The sequence below is a fragment of the Clostridium sp. CF012 genome (genome assembly GCF_018861755.1).
In the GTDB taxonomy this organism is placed as follows: domain Bacteria; phylum Bacillota; class Clostridia; order Clostridiales; family Clostridiaceae; genus Clostridium_AD.
The window spans coordinates 159,692-177,030 of the sequence record NZ_JAHLEF010000002.1 but is presented as its reverse complement, the minus strand read 5'-3'; the positions used below and the strand labels follow the sequence as shown (position 1 = coordinate 177,030).

The following is a 17,339-nucleotide window of genomic DNA, read 5'->3' as shown; positions in this document are numbered from 1 at the left end:
TGGTAGATTGGAGCTAAATTTATATGTCAAATGAAAATAAGTTTGCAAAGCTAGGAGTTATTTATGCTATAGGCCAAGTAATGTCTAAAGCCATATCTTTCATTTTATTACCTATTTATGTAAATGAACTAGGAATGGTTGGATATGGACAACTTGCGTTGGTTGATACAGTACTTGATTTTATTTCTTCTTTTACAATTGTTGCTATTTATTCTGGTTATATAAGATTTTATAGGGATTATGAGGATGCAGAAAGAGAAAAATTGAAAAATACAGCTTTAAATTTTGCCATGATTATGAGCTTAGTAAGTATAACTTTAGCACTAACTTTAGGCAAGGTTGTTTGTAGTTCCATTTTTAACTTTGAGAATTCACATTATGTTTTAATTTTAGTGGTATTTAGAAGCATAATTTCCCAATTGGTAATATTGCTTATGTGTGACTATACCTTAAATTATAGAGCGGGAATTACTGTCACATTAAACTTCGCAAATCTTTTACTGAATTTAATGTTCACCATTGTATTTGTTGTATTGTGGAGTCGTGGAATTATAGGGGTCTATGAAGGATATATACTGAGTAATATATTTATGTTTATTTATCTCATGATTGTTAAGGATTCCAAATATAGGTTTGAAATGGATTTAAAGATGCTAAAAAACATGCTTAAATTTTCGGCAGGCTTTATACCTTCCTGCATGGCTTCTACAGTACTAACACTTTCAGATAGATATTTTCTAAGAAATTATAGAAGTTTTGGGGAAACAGGTATTTATTCAGTTGGGTATAAATTTGGAATGCTTATTGAACCTTTATTTGTCAGTCCCTTTCGGCAAATATTCACGCCATACAAACTACAAATATGGAAAGAAAAGAATGCAGAAGAAAAGTTTAATGCCATGTTTATTAAATATCATGTAATGGGATGTTTTGTAATGTTAGGGATTTGTATGTATAGTAAAACAATGATTTTATTACTTAGTACAGCGGATTCAATAGTAGCTTATAAAATTGTACCTTTTGTAGTGATTTCTTATTTTTTATATGGAATGTCTATTTTTTATTCTTTGGGAATAGAACTTAAGAATAAGACCTATTTAGATGGTTTCGTTATGATAGCGGCAGGCATAGTAAATATTATATTAAATATACTACTGATTCCTAGTATGGGGATGTATGGAGCAGCGCTTGCAACTGCAATATCCTATATAGTAATGAATTTAATATATTTAAAGTTTTCCATGCCACTATATTATATAAAATATAAATTTGATGTTGTGTTTAAAGTATATGGTATAACTTTTGTTTTGTATTTAATCTATTATATAGTGTCTGTTTTTAATATTCCAACTTTAGCAGAAATGCTAATAGGTATGATTTTATTAAGCAGTTATTTGATTTGTTGTATATATCTTAAATTGATTAAAAAAGAGGATTTACTAAAATATTTACCGCTTAATAAGAAAGGAAGATGCAAAGATGATGAATAGTAAGTTGAACTTTTCATGGGAGGTGTATTTTAATAATAAAATCTTATATTGAAATATGTAAATGGTATAATAACGCAGATTCGCCAGTGCTTCTTATGATTGATGATTTGGCAAATGTATGGGTGGATAGAAGTGGCAGCGGTGAAGTTGATTTAGAAGAAGACTGGGGATATGCCAGGAATAGTGAAAATTCTTCCTTTCGATTTTTAAATGAAGTAATCTTGAAGCATTATCCAGATGTAAAAGTAACTTTTTTTACCCCAGTTGGAATAAGAGTAGGGATGATTGAAAACGCAGCAATAAAATCAATTTCCAAAATGATTAATTGCGATGAAGAAACTAAAGAGTTTTTTAGAAGTATACATAGAAACGATAGGTTTGAAATTGCATATCATGGTACAACTCATGGGAAGGTTGGGAAAAACATTCAAGGTTTTGCGCAAGAATGGGAATTGTTTAGTAATTTAGAACAAGCAATATCAACGGTAAACTATGGCAAAGAAGTTTATAAGGAAGTATTTGGTGAGTATCCTAAGGGCGGAAAATATTGTGGATATAGTTCAAATAGTTTTAGTGATAATAGTATAGATAAAACCGGTTTTTCATGGTGGTGTAGGTTTTGTAATTTAGATACAAAAGATGTTGCTAAAAAAGGATATTTTAATAAGTTTATCTATGGCGAAGATAGCTCTAATATAACAAATTTCGATGTGAAAAAATTTGGTGACAATGATGTCATTGATATCCCAACCACTATAAATGGTGAAATGTTTAATAGTGTCATTTATTCTGATACAAAAACCATTAAGGGCATGCTAAAAAGAATTCTTAGAAAATATTTAATCAAGAAAAGAACAAAAGAGATAGGCTATTTGCTAGAGAATAATTTAGTTGTAAGTATTCAAGAACATATATCGCCAATGCGGGATGATGGAAAAAGGCAAAAACCCAATATTTTTGATGATCAATTAAGCTTAAAGCGAATTTTTGACTATTTAAAGGGAAAAAACGTTTGGTATTGCACTGGAAGTGAACTTACAGAATATGTGTATTTAAAAGATGCTATTAAATTAATTCCAGGGTATGAAAGTAGATTTTCCTTCCAGTTTAATATTGAAAAGCAGGTAAAAAGGAATGAAATAACATTAAAAATAGTGGATAATAATAAGTCTATTTTAAAAACACCAGATGGAAATTATTTAAAAATAAATGCTGGAATAGTAAATGTGCCTCTCTTACAGGGAGAATACGAATTAAGTTAAATATATGTTTGGAGATGAGACAATTTGCAGCTATCTAAAGAAGTAGGTAATAGTGACTATTTTAAATTTGAAAAGGACTATGTAGCATTGGTTTTTATTGGAATAGTAATATTTATTTTAAACGAAACCACAAGAACAATATTTACAAATAACAAAGTCAATCAAATAAATATTTTATATAGTATTAGTGCTCTAATCATATTGTTTAAATATATCTATTATTTAAGATGCGAAAGAATCTATGTATATACATTACTTGTTTTTACAGGAATGATTATGGTAAATGATTATTACCTAGGTAAAAATGTTGCTTACTTCGCATTAATGCTTACTTCTTTAATACTGCCACTATTTCTTTCTACTATAAAGCTAGATGAAGAAACATCCTTTAAAGTCTTTGATAAGTTTTTATATATTTATAATGTGTTATGTATAACTTTACTCCTTTCAGGACTCATTGATTATATAACTCACGGACAAATTCAATATATATTGGCAAAGTATTTAATTAAAGGAGAGATGGCTGACTTAATATTATTTGAAAGAGCAGGGGGGACATATAGATTTTATTCTTTTATTGGACATCCACTTACTAATGCCAATTATTTTCTGTGTTTTTTTAGTTTGAATAATATATGCTCTAAATTTTACAAATCTAAAATGAATAAGTATCTTCTTGTTGTGATTACAATTCTAGGCTTGATACTAAGCGGTAGTAAAACCGCTATGTTACTTGGGCTATTTTTAATACTATTTTGTAGTGAGATAAAAAAATATAAGTGGCTGTATTATTTACTATTCTTTGTGATGGCGGTAATCCTATTTAATTCATCCTTGTTTCAAGAAAATTTAATGCAGAGATATTTAGAAGGGATGAAAAGTGGTGATATTAGCACTGGAAGGAACTTGCTATTAAATAAATGGTTAAATAGTGATACCGAAATGCCGAATTGGATATTTGGAGGGGGTGGAGGCTATTCAAGAGTAATTTCAAAATCTTTAGGATATGGTATTAATTTTGAGTACCCCTTACTTATGTTAGCCTATGATTATTCAATAATTGGGGTGGTTATTATATATTTTGTTATTTTACTTAACCCAATTATTTGTTTTATAAAAAATAAAGCGTATTATATTTTAATTAATTTTATTGTACTGAGTTTGTATCTTAATGGGAATAATGGTATAGCAAATTTTTCGGATTCAATGGCTCAGTTATGCTTTATAATACTCTTGTTTAAAAATACGGCAAATCACAAAAAAAGTCTGTAGGGAGTGGAGAAAAGTATGTGCAAAGTAAGTGTCGTTATTCCATATTACAACAGCCGTGATACAATTTTACGGGCTTTAAACTCAGTAAAGAATCAAAGCTTTAAAGATTATGAAATAATAGTAGTTAACGATGGTTCAAAAGATGACAGTGAGGAAATAGTGAAGCTTTATATTTCTAACAATAAGGAGCTAAGAATTAAAAGCTTAAACCAAACCAATAGAGGCCCATCCGTAGCAAGAAACAATGGAATAAAAGCTGCTAATGGAGAGTATATTGCCTTTTTAGATTCAGATGATAGCTTTGAGCCAAACAAATTAGAAATACAAATAGACTTTTTGGAAAAGAACAAGGATATATTTATAGTGAGTACAAATTATATCATCCAAAAGGGAGAAGAACCAATAATTAGGTATAAGCAAGATAAAGAATATGAGGAAGCAAATTTTTATAAAATGCTATTTAAATTTTTCTTTTATTTATCATCCACGGTTATAAGAAGACATATTTTTGAAGAAGGATTGGGTTTTAAAGAAAATAAAAACTATGGAGAGGATCATTTATTATTTTTAGAGGTAGCAAGAAAGTATAGGGGGGCAAGACTTGCTATTCCGCTAACTAGAATATATAAATTTGAATTTGGTGAAGGAGGATTAACGGAAAATCTAAATGCACTAAAAGTAAATGAATTTGATAACTTTAGAATATTATATAAAAACAATATATATAGCGATAAGAAGATAAACATTGTACTATATTACTTTATTATATTTATGGCCTATTTAAAGCATTTAAAAAGAGTATGGAAAACGAAGCTCATGCATAAAAGAAATAGGGAGATGATGTAGAAAATGAAAATATGTATGGTTGGTTCTAGTGGAGGGCATTTAACTCATTTAATGCAATTGCAAAAATGGTGGGAAAAGCATGAGCGGTTTTGGGTTACTTTTAACAAGGAAGATGCACAATCAGCCTTGAAAGGAGAGCAAACATATTGGTGCTATTTTCCTACTAATAGAAATATTATAAATTTAATAAAGAATACTTTTTTAGCAATTATGATATTAAGAAAAGAGAGGCCAGATATTATTATTTCTTCAGGAGCAGCAGTGGCTGTTCCATTTTTTTATATAGGTAAGCTTCTTGGAGCAAAATTAATTTATATTGAGGTCTATGATAGAATTGAAATCCCTACATTAACGGGAAAATTAGTATATCCAATAACGGACAAATTTATAGTTCAATGGGAGGAGCAAAAAAAATTCTATGAAAAAGCAATAAACTTGGGAGGATTATTTTGATATTTGTTACTGTGGGTACCCATGAGCAGCAATTTAATAGGTTAATAAAAAAAGTTGATGAATTAAAAGGCAAAAATATAATCAAAGAAGAGGTTTTTATGCAGATAGGATATTCTAATTATTTACCTGTTAACTGTGATTATAAAAAGTTACTTACCTATGAGGAGATGACAAAATATATAATGAGTGCAAATATAATAATAACCCATGGTGGGCCAGGAAGCATATTTTTGCCATTGAAGTACAATAAAGTTCCAATTGTAGTACCAAGGAATCCATTGTATAAGGAACATGTTGATGAACATCAGATTAAATTTGTTAAAAAAATGGAAAGCCAAAATAGAATTATTGCAGTTTATGATATAGAGGAAATTGAAGAAAACATAGTAGAGTATAATCATTCTTTAAGTAAAATAGCCATATCAAATAGTAGTAACCTTGATAGTTTTATTGAAAAAATAGAAGAGATATGTAATGGGCTACTTTCAAACTAAAATAAATAATTCAGGTTGGTGAGGGTATGAAAAAAATTATAATTTCAGATTTTGTTGAATATAATGATGAATCTAGCAAGCTTGGCAATTATCATTATGCAAATTGTTTTGCTAAGGAAGGTTACGAAGTATTATGGATGTCTAATGCTTTTAATCAATTGGTGTATATTAAAGATAAAAAAGATTATAAATTTAAAAAAAATATGTCAAAGCCTATAAAACATGAATTAGCACCAAATATATATGGGTATGCGCCCTATTCACTATGGCTATATGGGAATTATATGTTTCATAGAAACTCAAGTATTGTTTTTAACCTGCATAAACTTATTAGGCCTAATATAAATAAAATATTAAAAGAAATCGGATTTGATGAAGTAGATGTACTGTGGATCTCTAATCCAAAGCAGTATTGGTTAACCAATGTAGTAAAGTACAACAAACTTATATATAGAATAGCAGATGACTTCACCAAATTTTCTGAGTATCCGAGTTCTGTGGCTCAAATAGAAGAAAGATTAATTGATACAGCAGACCATATTTTTATTACTTCTAAATTGTTAGAGGAAAAGGTTTTAAAAAGAAATAAAACACCTTATATATTGAATAATGGTGTGGAGTTTGAGAGATTTAATAAAAGTTATAAATGTCCAAAAGAATATTCTGGATTTAGAAAAAGAATAGTATATATTGGAGCAATAAAATATTGGTTTGATAGTAAACTTGTAAAAAAGCTTGCCTCTGAAGTGGAGGCAGATATATATTTAATTGGAAAGCCGCAAATTGATTTATCAGAGCTGGGTAGCATGCCCAATGTCTTTATTTTAGGAGCAAAATCATATCAAGACATTCCAGCATATTTACAATATGGAGATGTAGCTATCATTCCTTTTATAAAAAACGAGCTTACAAATGCCATAAGTCCAATTAAATTATATGAATATTGCTGTGCAGGAATAGCTGTCGTTTCCACAAATATGAGAGAAACAGCAAATTTAAATGCACCGATCCATATAGCTGAAAATGATAAAGAGTTTATAGATGGTGTAAAATATTATTTGGAAAATGAATATGATAAGGAAAGGTTAATAGATTTTGCTAAAAGTAATTCATGGCATTCAAGATATGAATATGTGAAAAATATAATTACGTAAACTTTTTTTAATTTATTCTCTCTTATTACATAAATGAACAATTTTTATTTTGGATAATATTATGTAGTAGAAAATAATACTTAATGTATTATTTTAAATTAGGGGGAGTAGTATGAGTATAAATTTAAATAGCACGTTGCAAATAGATGGGTATGTATCTGTAAAAAGCTTTGGAGCCCTGGGAGATGGAACAACTGACGATACAATTGCAATTCAAAATGCAATAAATAGTTTGACCACTGGAGGGACACTATTTTTTCAAAAGGGAACCTATTTATCTAATCCACTGAAAATTAAATCTAGGGTAATATTGCTGGGGGATGGCTTTGGAACTGTATTAAAGGCAAGACCTAGTCTAGGAAACCATTTTATTACCTTGGAGAATGTAAATGTAGAAAGATGTGGTATTGTAAATATGGTTGTAGATGGGAATAATTTAAACCAAACTGCACCCTACGATATCATTCATTTTGATCCAATAGGCGGACAATGGGAAACCAATGAGCAGAATTATTTATTTGAAAATTTAGCAATACGAAATAGTAAAAATCATGGGGTATATCTTAGCCAAGAGTGTAGAGGGGGTAAATTTAATAATGTAGATATTTATTGGTGCGATGGTGATGGTAGTTATGTTATAGGTTCAGATAATTTTTTTATTAATTCTGTTTGCTGGGGCAATGGCTTAAATGGATTTCATAATCGGGGTGGTAACAATTTTTATACCAACTGCAAAGGCTTTTATAATGGAATGCTTAATTCTGTAGATGCTGGGGATGGTTTTTATATGGATGAGAGTTCTGTTTCTACAAAATTAAGCAATTGTGAGGCACAAGAAAATGGAAGAAATGGGTTGACACTGTATGGTGCCTCTAATGTTTTAGTTAGTACTTTTGCATCTGATTCTAATGCAATTAAAAATGTAAATGGAGTAGCTTATTTACTAGATCATTGCGATTATTGTGTGATAGATAATTTTACAATGACAAATAGAAGTAGTCTAGCTGGAAATATGAAATATGGCATAAAAATTATAAATAATTCTGTAGGAAATATTTTGAATGGGGTTATGCCTAATTATTCGTCAACTAAACCTATGAAGCCCATCTTTAATTATATTCCTATTAGCAATAAGGTTACTATAAATGGTATAAGTAAAAACACGAAAAATATAATCTCACCTTATGAACAAATGAATAGTGATAGTAACTCTGACGGCTTAGTGGATGGATTTATTTATTCTAAAGATACTGGAATTACAGGTGCAAAAAGTTTTGATGCTGTAGAGCAATGTCAAAGATTTGATATAATGGGAGGAACTCTGATTGGGAAAATGGTGTTATATCAGGATATAATCTGCAAGGCTGGAGATAAGATAGGATTCTATTGCATAGGGAAAATAGTAGGAAATGTTGTTTTGCAAGTGCAAATATCTTTTTTAAAAGGAACAAATTATATATCAACAGTAACAGGAAATGTTTTGAAATCTAATCAAGAGGATATTTCCATGATTTTAGAAACAATAATACCCGCAACAGCAGATAAGTGCAGATTCCAGGTATCAGTAGTTCCTCAAAGTATAAATAGCAAAGGAACAGGATTTGTAAAATATATGGAAGCCACAATATATAGTAACAAAATAGTATAATAGTTGAAAAGCAGAGCTTAATTCTCTGCTTTTTTAGTACGGGCTATCAAAGACTATGAATTAGATTAATCAGAAGTTAAGGGGTGTTTTTTTTGATATAAACTACCAATAATAATGGTATAAAATAAAAATTTATATCATAATAATGTATAAGTTGAATTATTTTATTAAAGGAGAAACTATGGAATTTAAAGATTATTTTTATATTCTGAGAAAGCGATTTATTTTAATATTCCTCATAACTTTAATTGTAACTTTGGCCACTGGCGCTTTCAATTATTATGTAATTAGACCTACATACAAGGCAGACATTTCCGTTATAATTGGTGATATAAATCATGGTTATGATGCTACTATACAAGATTACAATGATATCTTAATGTATCAGAAAATGGTTAAAACGTATAGCAAGCTTGCAAAATCAAGAATTGTTTTAGAGGATGTAATAGAGAAACTAAAGGCTCAGCCTATGAAACCCGCAGACTTGTTATTAATGACATCTGTTGAAGCTGATGAGGAAACGGAGTTTTTAACCATTACAGTAAAATCTGGAGACCCAAGCCAAGCAATGAATATTGCAAATCAATTTGCTAAATCATTAAAAGAGGTCGGAGCTGAAGTCAAGAGCGTGGATAGTGTTAAGCTTATAGACAAGGCTATATTACCATCAACGCCAGATAGTCCACATAAAGCCCGTAATATCATTATGGCATGCTTTTTAGGACTTATGTTTTCTATTGGGTTGGTTTTTGCGCTAGAATATTTAGATAATACAATAAAAACCAAGGAAGAGGTTGAAAAAATCTTTGGACTGCATGTCATAGGAACCATTTCTTTAGTTAAAACAAAAAATAAGGATGTGATGATATGTTAAGCAAAGGTAGAGCATTGAAGAATTTAAAAGCACAAGTAGCAGAACAATATAGAACGCTTAGGACAAACATACAATTTTCATCTTTAGGAGATGAAGTTAAAATTATTGTTATTACTTCTAGCTTACCTTGTGAGGGGAAAAGTACGATTATTTCTAATTTAGCAATTACAATGGCCCAAATTGATAAACGAGTGGTTGTAGTAGATTGTGATCTTAGGAAGCCATCCATCCATAAAAAATTTTTACTGTCTAACGTGCAAGGGCTTACAAATATATTGGCCCAAGGAAAAAAAATAGAAGAAATTATTAGTACGACAAATGTGCCCAATCTATATGTAATAACAAGTGGACCTATCCCTCCAAATCCATCAGAACTTTTAGGTACCCCAAAAATGAAAGATATTTTAGAGGAATTAACGGAAACTTTCGATATTATATTGATTGATACGCCACCAATTTTATCCGTCACAGATGCGCAAATTCTATCTTCCTTAGCACAGGGGACGATTATCATTACATCTTACGGAAAATTGGAAAAAAAACTACTATTGAGTGCAAAAGAAAATATTGAAAAGGTTGGTGGCAAGATTTTAGGCGTTGTAATCAATAAAATACCAGAGAAGGCGAAGGGGCATTATAATAATTATTACAGTTCTTCTTAAATCTGAAAGGCGTAACCATATTTCACGAAAAGACTACTAAGATAAATTTAATTTAAATATATCTTAGTAGTCTTTTAATCGTTAAAATATTTCCATTTCAATAACATTAATGCTATTTTCACTACCCTCTTTAATTAAATAGTCATAAGGTAATAACCAAATGAATAACATAATAAAGGGCGTATTATTTTATGACTATATTCCTCTTTTTAAATATACATAAAAGATTGAAGAAGGTGAAAACATGAGTAAAATAAAACCATGGATGAAGCTATTTTTAGGTGTATTTATTATTGTTGTACTAGCAGTTAGCGTAACAATTAGTTACACATTCTATAAACTTAGTAAAATAAACACTACAAAAATAATACAAACCGATGAGGAGCTAGGTATTAAGCCTAAAATACCTCAAAAACAAGAAGTAACATCAAAAAATGAATTACCAATAATACAAGATGTCCCTTTAAAACAAGAAGTTCCTTTAAAAGAAGAAGTGGGCACTGAAATAATAAATATTGCCTTTTTCGGTGTGGATAGAAGAGCTGCAAATGAGCCAAGTCGTTCAGATGCCATAATGATAGTTTCTATAGATACGGTGCACAAGAAAATAAAAATATCTTCTATTATGAGAGATACTTATGTAGCAATTAAGAATCATGGTGACACAAAGATTAACCATGCCTATGCATACGGGGGGCCACAACTTGCCATAAGAACTCTTAATGAGAATTTCAATTTAGATATTAAAGCTTATGCCAGCGTTGATTTTTTTAATTTAGAAAAGATAATAGATGTAATGGGAGGAGTAATTATAGATGTTCAGGCAGATGAAATTAGCTTAATAAACAGCTATATGACTGAAGTTGCTAATATTGAAAAAAAATCGGTGCCTCAGGTTACAAAATCGGGACCCCAGACTCTAAGCGGACTACAAGCTGTAGCATATTCACGAATACGTTATACTGCCGGTGGGGATTTTGTGAGAACCGAAAGGCAAAGGACGGTATTATCCGCTATGCTTAAAAAAATTCAGTCCCTAGGGATAACGAAATTCCCATCTGTTGTTTCTAAGCTTCTACCATATACAGAAACAAGCATTAATAGTATAGACATAATAAAGCTTGGCACAAAAGTGTTTACCTCTAATATTACCACCTTGGAGAAGGAGAGATTTCCAATTGATGGATACTGCAAAGGTAAAACGATGGATGGAGTGTGGTATTTGGTTACTGATTTAGAGGCTACGGCAGAGCAACTCCATAAATTTATTTACGAGGACATAAAGCCAAAGTAGTGCCACCCACGTGGCAAGTGGCAAGTTAGATAATAAACAATGCTAGTCAGCTACTAATATTGTAGAGTAGGAAATGTAGCTAGAGTTGTTTACACAAATCTAGCTACATTTCCGAAAAGCGAGATATGGTATTAAAACATATCTCGCTTTTTCTAATTTAATCTATTAAATTTTTTGATCTTAAAAAGTCTTCTGCAACTGTTTTAGGATCCTCTCCATTATCTGCTTTTAAATTCAGCTTTTGCATTTCTTCATCGCTGACTTTTCCCTCGAGTTGTAGTAATAATCCCTTTAATTCGGGGAATTTTTTCAATGAATCTGCGCGAACTATAGGAACTGGATTGTAAGGCGGGAAGAAATTCTTATCATCTTTTAATAGTGAAAGATCGAATTTCTGTAATAATCCATCCGTAGAGTTTGCATCTAGAACTTGGGTTTCATTTTTATCAAGTGCAGTATATCTAAGTCCGCCATCTATACCTTTTACACTTTTAAAGTTTAGATTATATTTTTTTTGAAGCCCAGGATAACCGTCTGATCTATTTGTAAATTCCATAGTAAACCCAGCATTTAGTGTTGGACTTATTTTTGCTAAATCAGAAACAGTCTTCAAATTATTTTTTTTAGCAAGCTCTTTGTTTACTGCTATTATATATGCGTTATTAAAACCTATGGGTTTCATAAACTCTATACCATAATTTTTAGCAAAATCCGATTTTACTATATCATAAACTTTAGCTGGATCGCTCATAGAAGGTTTTTTTAGGATAGTTATAAGCGCTGTTCCAGTATATTCAACATAACAATCTAAATTTTTAGATTTCATAGCATTAAATATTACAGCAGTTCCTCCTAAATTAAACTTTCTTTCTACTTTATATTTGGTCTTATTTTCTATTAGTGAGGCTACCATATTTCCAAGTATTATTTGTTCATTGTAATTTTTAGAGCCTATAACTATTGTATTTTTACTTTTATTAAAACTTAAAGCTACTGATGATATTATCAGTATAAGAGCTAATACTGAAGCTCCAATTTTAAATTTTTTGTTCTTAAATAATTTATTAGTTTTTCTGACTTTAGTCGTAGTTCTTATGCCTTCTGGAACTACTATGTTTTCTACCTTGCCTAAAATGAAATCTAGAATGACAGCAAGTAAACAAGCAGGAATAGCTCCAGCTAGAATCATATTATTATTAACAGTTGAAACACCAGAGAACACTAAGTATCCAAGACCACCAGCACCTATAAATGCGGCTATGGTCATAAGGCCTACTGCTGTAACTGAGGACACTCTAACACCTGACATTATGATAGGCATAGCTAGTGGGAAACGAACTTTTAGAAGTACCTGAGTTTGGGTAAGTCCCATACCATCTGAAGCTTCAATAAGTGCAGGGCTTATGTTAGTGAGTCCAGTATAGGTGTTTTTTACAATAGGTAGAAGAGAATACATAACTACCATAATAATTGCGGGCTTACTGCCGATACCAACTACCGGTATTAAAAATCCCAAAAGTGCTAAACTAGGTATAGATTGTACTATATTTGTAAAACCAATGACTGGAGCTGCAAATTTTCTAAATCTAACTATAAGTATTGCTAAGGGTATTGCAATTATTACAGACATTAAAATTGAAAATATAGTTAGTTGAATATGTTGCATAAGTAAATTTGATATTTCATCTTTTCTCTCTACGACGAATTTTATAAAAGCAGTTATACTATTCATTGTCATCTACCTCCTCATCATCTATAAATTGATTACTTAATATAGATAAAAGGCTGCTCTTGGTAATAAGCCCTGATAGCTTTAAGTTATCATCGAGTACTGGAACAAAGCTTATGTCTTCTTTCTTTATGATTTCTAATACATCAATTATAGAATCTTCGTTATTTACCGTTATAATATCTTTTATCATTATATCCTTAAGCATTTTAGTTTTATCTGGATTTTTCCTAATTTGTTTTAAGGTAACAAGTCCACATAAAAGGTTAGCTTTATCTACCACAAGCAAGCTATCTACATGACTAGACTTCATTATTTCAATTGCTTGCAAAATCGTTCGTTCTCCAACTGATTTTATAGGCATTTCTATCATAATATCTTTTGCCTTAATTAGTTCAGGCTGATTCCATATTCTGTTTTTACCTACAAAGTCTCGTACAAAGTCATTAATAGGGTTTTTTAATAGTTCCTCTGGAGTATCAAATTGAACTACTGATCCAGCATCTAGGATACAAATTTTATCTCCAAGTTTTAGTGCCTCATCCATATCATGAGTTACAAATATTATGGTTTTCTTGAAGTTTTGTTGTATATTGAATATCTCATCTTGAAGTTGTGTTTTAGTTATTGGGTCTAGTGCACTAAAGGGCTCGTCCATTAATATTACATCAGGGTCCATTACAAGAGCCCTTGCCACTCCAACTCTTTGCTGTTGGCCACCACTAAGCTGCTTAGGGTATTTACTGAGATAATCCTCAGGAGCTAGTCCTACTAAATTTAATAATTCAAGAACTTTCTTCTCTATTTTATCCTTTGGCATCTTTTCTATAGATGCTATTAGCCCAATGTTTTCACCTATAGTTAAGTGAGGAAGGAGCCCTGCTTGTTGTATAACATAGCCCATGTTACGTCTAAGCTTTATAGTATTTTTATCTCCAATTTTATCCCCATCTATTAGAATTTCACCAGAAGTTGGAGTTAGTAATTTATTTATCATTTTTAGTGTTGTAGTTTTTCCACAACCACTAGGTCCGATAAAAACAACTAATTGTCCTTTTTCTATAGTGATATTTATATCCTTTAATATAACCTTGCCGTTTATGCTTTTATTTACATGTTTAAACTCAATCAAAATATAGCCTCCTTAATTACTAAAAGTAACAACTTAAGTATATCATCAAGTTGTTACTTTGTAAAGAATGCATGTTTATACCAATAAGGAGTAAATTTCCAGTGAGGCACCGTAAAGTCCTCTAAGAGGCTTAAAAGGAGCGTGATATACTAATTTGCTAGTATATCACGCTCTTTTAATTTATTTCATCAAGTTTATTGACTTTAAAAAGTCTTCTGCAACTTTTCTCGATTGTTCTCCATTGTCTACTCTATAGTTGAGCTCTCTCATGGTTTTATCATCAATTTTATTTTCTAAAGACAGTAATATTTCTTTAAGCTCAGGATATTTCTTTAAGGTTTCTGCTCTTATTACAGGAACTGCATAGTAAGGTGGGAAAAAATTCTTATCATCTTTTAAAAGCTGAAGATTGAATTTTTTAAGTAACCCATCTGTAGCAAAGGCATCTAAAACCTGGGTTTCACCTTTTTCAAGAGCCGTATACCTAAGTCCACCATCTATACCTTTTACACTTTTGAAATTTAAACCATATGATTTTTGAACTCCAGGGAAACCATCTGGCCTATTTGCAAATTCCATAGTAACTCCCGCATTTAATGTAGGACTTATTTTTGCTAAATCAGAAATAGCCTTTAAATTATTTTTCTTAGCAAAATCTTGTTTTACTGCAATTACATAAGTGTTGTTAAATCCTAAGGGATTCATTACTTCCATGTCATAATTTTTAGCAAAATCAGTTTTCATCACATTATAAACTTTAGTTGGATCCGTCATAGTGGTTTTTTTAAGTATATTTACAAGTCCGGTTCCAGTATATTCTACATATATATCTACATTTTTTGATTGCATAGCACTAAATACTACTGCAGTGCCTCCTAAATTTAATTTTCTTTCAACTTTAATATTGGTTTTACTTTCTATTAAAGAGGCTACCATATCTCCAAGCAATAATTGTTCATTAAAGTTTTTAGAGCCTACCACAATAGTATCTTTAGATTTAATAAAACTGAAGGCTACTGAGGATATGACCAGTAAAAGTGCGAGTATCAAGGCTCCAAGTTTAAATTTTTTGTTGTTAAAAATAGAATTAGCTTTTCGTGGTTTAACAGGAGTAGTTCTTATTCCAATAGGAATTACTATATTTTCTACCTTACCTATAATTATGTCTAGAAAAATAGCAAGGAAACAAGCAGGAATAGCTCCAGCGAGTATCATATTATTATTAACAGTTGAAACACCAGAAAACACTAAATATCCCAGACCGCCAGCGCCTATGAAAGCGGCTATGGTCATAAGTCCTACTGCTGTAACTGAAGATATTCTAACACCTGACATTATTATTGGCATAGCTAGTGGGAACCTAACTTTGAGAAGTACCTGTGTTTCAGTAAGTCCCATACCCTTGGCTGCTTCAATAAGTGAAGGATCTATATTAGTGAGTCCTGTATATGTGCTTTTTACAATAGGTAGAAGAGAATACATAACTACCATAATAATTGCTGGTTTACTTCCAATTCCAAGTATAGGAATTAAAAATCCTAGCAATGCTAAACTTGGTATAGATTGAACTATATTCGTAAACCCAATAATAGGGGCCGCAAGCTTTCTATATCTAACTATAAGTATCCCAAGGGGTATAGCAATTGCAATAGCAATTAAAATTGAAAATATAGTTAGTTGGATATGTTGCATTAATAAATTTAAAATTTCAGACTTTCTCTCTATTACGAATTTTATAAAAGAATTTATACTACTCATTATCGTCTACCTCCTCATCTATAAACTGGTTACTTAAGATAGATAAAAGGCTGCTCTTGGTAATTAGCCCTGACAGTTTTGAGTTTTCATCTATTACAGGTACAAAGCTTATATTTTCACTCTTTATCATTTCTAATATATCAATTATAGAATCTTCGTTATTTACTGTTAAAAGATCCTTTTCCATTATATCTTTAAGCTTTTTAGTTTTATCTGGATTTGATCTAATTTGTTTTAAGGTTACAAGTCCACATAAAAGGTTAGCTTTATCTACCACAAGTAAACTATCCACATGACTAGATTTCATTATCTCAATTGCTTGCAAAATTGTTCGCTCACCAACTGATTTAATAGGCATTTCTATCATAATATCTTTTGCCTTAATTAGTTCAGGCTGATTCCATATTCTGTTTTTACCTACAAAGTCCCGTACAAAGTCATTAATAGGATTTTTCAATATTTCCTCTGGAGTATCAAATTGAACTACGCTTCCAGCATCAAGGATACAGATTTTATCACCGAGTTTTAGGGCCTCATCCATATCATGAGTTACAAATATTATAGTTTTCTTGAAATTTTGTTGTATATTAAATATCTCATCTTGAAGTTGGGTTTTTGTTATAGGGTCTAGTGCACTAAAAGGTTCATCCATGAGTATTACATCAGGATCCATTACAAGAGCCCTTGCCACACCTACTCTTTGTTGTTGGCCTCCACTAAGCTGCTTAGGGTATTTATTCATATAATCATCAGGATCTAGTCCTACTAGATTTAATAATTCATGGACCTTAGCCTCTATTTTATCCTTTGGCATTTTTTCAATAGATGCTATTAAGCCAATATTTTCACCTATAGTTAAATGGGGAAGAAGTCCGGCTTGTTGTATTACGTAACCCATGTTACGTCTAAGCTTTATAGTATTTTTCTCTCCGATTTTTTCCTCATCAATTAAAATCTCGCCAGAAGTTGGAGTTAGTAATTTATTAATCATTTTTAATGTAGTAGTTTTTCCACAACCACTAGGTCCGATAAAAACGACTAATTGTCCTTTCTCTATAGTAATATTTATATCTTTTAATATAACTTTACCATTTATGCTTTTGTTTACATTTTTAAATTGGATCAATGTATGGCCTCCTTAATTATTGCAAAGTAACAACTTAAGCATAACATTGAGTTGTTACTTTGTAAAGAATGTATTATTATGTGGAATTTATTATTCCCTTATTAAGGTATATTATAATATTTTTTTATAATTTGTTGAATATTTT

Annotated in this window: 15 protein-coding genes; 11 read left to right on the top strand and 4 right to left on the bottom strand. The window is 30.7% G+C overall.

From position 1 onward, the window contains the following. Window positions 1-23 precede the first annotated feature (23 nt). The 11 genes from KPL50_RS03435 to KPL50_RS03385 all read left to right on the top strand — a co-directional run bounded on the left by KPL50_RS03435 (window position 24) and on the right by KPL50_RS03385 (window position 11,449). Window positions 24-1,490: an oligosaccharide flippase family protein gene (locus KPL50_RS03435; protein ID WP_216297042.1), complete on the top strand. Its 1,467-nt coding sequence runs from the start codon at window positions 24-26 to the stop codon at window positions 1,488-1,490. Window positions 1,491-1,585: 95 nt separating this feature from the next. After that, window positions 1,586-2,752, top strand: a complete 1,167-nt coding sequence (locus tag KPL50_RS03430; protein ID WP_253200429.1) for a hypothetical protein — start codon at window positions 1,586-1,588, stop codon at window positions 2,750-2,752. 24 nt (window positions 2,753-2,776) lie between these two features. Next, entirely contained in the window at window positions 2,777-4,024 is a 1,248-nt protein-coding gene (locus tag KPL50_RS03425) for a hypothetical protein (RefSeq protein ID WP_216297041.1), read from the top strand. A gap of 15 nt (window positions 4,025-4,039) precedes the next feature. Next, the gene (locus tag KPL50_RS03420; RefSeq protein WP_216297040.1) at window positions 4,040-4,870 is read left to right on the top strand and encodes a glycosyltransferase family 2 protein; all 831 of its coding nucleotides are present in this window, start codon (window positions 4,040-4,042) and stop codon (window positions 4,868-4,870) included. Between the two features lie 3 nt (window positions 4,871-4,873). After that, the gene (gene pssD, locus KPL50_RS03415) at window positions 4,874-5,323 is read left to right on the top strand and encodes a PssD/Cps14F family polysaccharide biosynthesis glycosyltransferase (protein WP_216297039.1); all 450 of its coding nucleotides are present in this window, start codon (window positions 4,874-4,876) and stop codon (window positions 5,321-5,323) included. Then, complete coding sequence (gene pssE, locus KPL50_RS03410) at window positions 5,320-5,817, top strand: PssE/Cps14G family polysaccharide biosynthesis glycosyltransferase (RefSeq protein ID WP_216297038.1); 498 nt, start codon at window positions 5,320-5,322, stop codon at window positions 5,815-5,817. The genes pssD and pssE overlap by 4 nt, the downstream gene beginning before the upstream one ends. A 26-nt stretch (window positions 5,818-5,843) precedes the next feature. Beyond that, window positions 5,844-6,971: a glycosyltransferase gene (locus KPL50_RS03405; protein ID WP_216297037.1), complete on the top strand. Its 1,128-nt coding sequence runs from the start codon at window positions 5,844-5,846 to the stop codon at window positions 6,969-6,971. Between the two features lie 112 nt (window positions 6,972-7,083). Continuing rightward, window positions 7,084-8,619 (top strand): right-handed parallel beta-helix repeat-containing protein, encoded by a 1,536-nt coding sequence (locus KPL50_RS03400; protein ID WP_216297036.1) that lies wholly within the window; start codon window positions 7,084-7,086, stop codon window positions 8,617-8,619. A gap of 181 nt (window positions 8,620-8,800) precedes the next feature. Then, entirely contained in the window at window positions 8,801-9,493 is a 693-nt protein-coding gene (locus KPL50_RS03395; protein WP_216297035.1) for a YveK family protein, read from the top strand. After that, window positions 9,487-10,155 carry a CpsD/CapB family tyrosine-protein kinase gene (locus tag KPL50_RS03390; RefSeq protein ID WP_216297034.1) on the top strand — a complete coding sequence of 223 codons (669 nt, stop codon included), beginning with the start codon at window positions 9,487-9,489 and terminating at the stop codon, window positions 10,153-10,155. Before KPL50_RS03395 ends, KPL50_RS03390 begins: the two co-directional genes overlap by 7 nt. Window positions 10,156-10,399: 244 nt before the next feature. Beyond that, window positions 10,400-11,449 (top strand): LCP family protein, encoded by a 1,050-nt coding sequence (locus tag KPL50_RS03385; RefSeq protein ID WP_216297033.1) that lies wholly within the window; start codon window positions 10,400-10,402, stop codon window positions 11,447-11,449. Between the two features lie 157 nt (window positions 11,450-11,606). Here the strand turns inward: KPL50_RS03385 and KPL50_RS03380 are convergent, their stop codons facing one another. The 4 genes from KPL50_RS03380 to KPL50_RS03365 form a co-directional block, all read right to left on the bottom strand. Next, entirely contained in the window at window positions 11,607-13,181 is a 1,575-nt protein-coding gene (locus tag KPL50_RS03380) for a glycine betaine ABC transporter substrate-binding protein (protein ID WP_253200428.1), read from the bottom strand. After that, entirely contained in the window at window positions 13,174-14,310 is a 1,137-nt protein-coding gene (locus tag KPL50_RS03375) for an ABC transporter ATP-binding protein (protein ID WP_216297032.1), read from the bottom strand. Before KPL50_RS03375 ends, KPL50_RS03380 begins: the two co-directional genes overlap by 8 nt. A gap of 180 nt (window positions 14,311-14,490) precedes the next feature. Further along, window positions 14,491-16,068, bottom strand: a complete 1,578-nt coding sequence (locus tag KPL50_RS03370) for a glycine betaine ABC transporter substrate-binding protein (protein WP_216297031.1) — start codon at window positions 16,066-16,068, stop codon at window positions 14,491-14,493. Then, window positions 16,061-17,194 carry an ABC transporter ATP-binding protein gene (locus KPL50_RS03365; protein ID WP_216297030.1) on the bottom strand — a complete coding sequence of 378 codons (1,134 nt, stop codon included), beginning with the start codon at window positions 17,192-17,194 and terminating at the stop codon, window positions 16,061-16,063. The genes KPL50_RS03370 and KPL50_RS03365 overlap by 8 nt, the downstream gene beginning before the upstream one ends. Window positions 17,195-17,339: the final 145 nt, after the last annotated feature.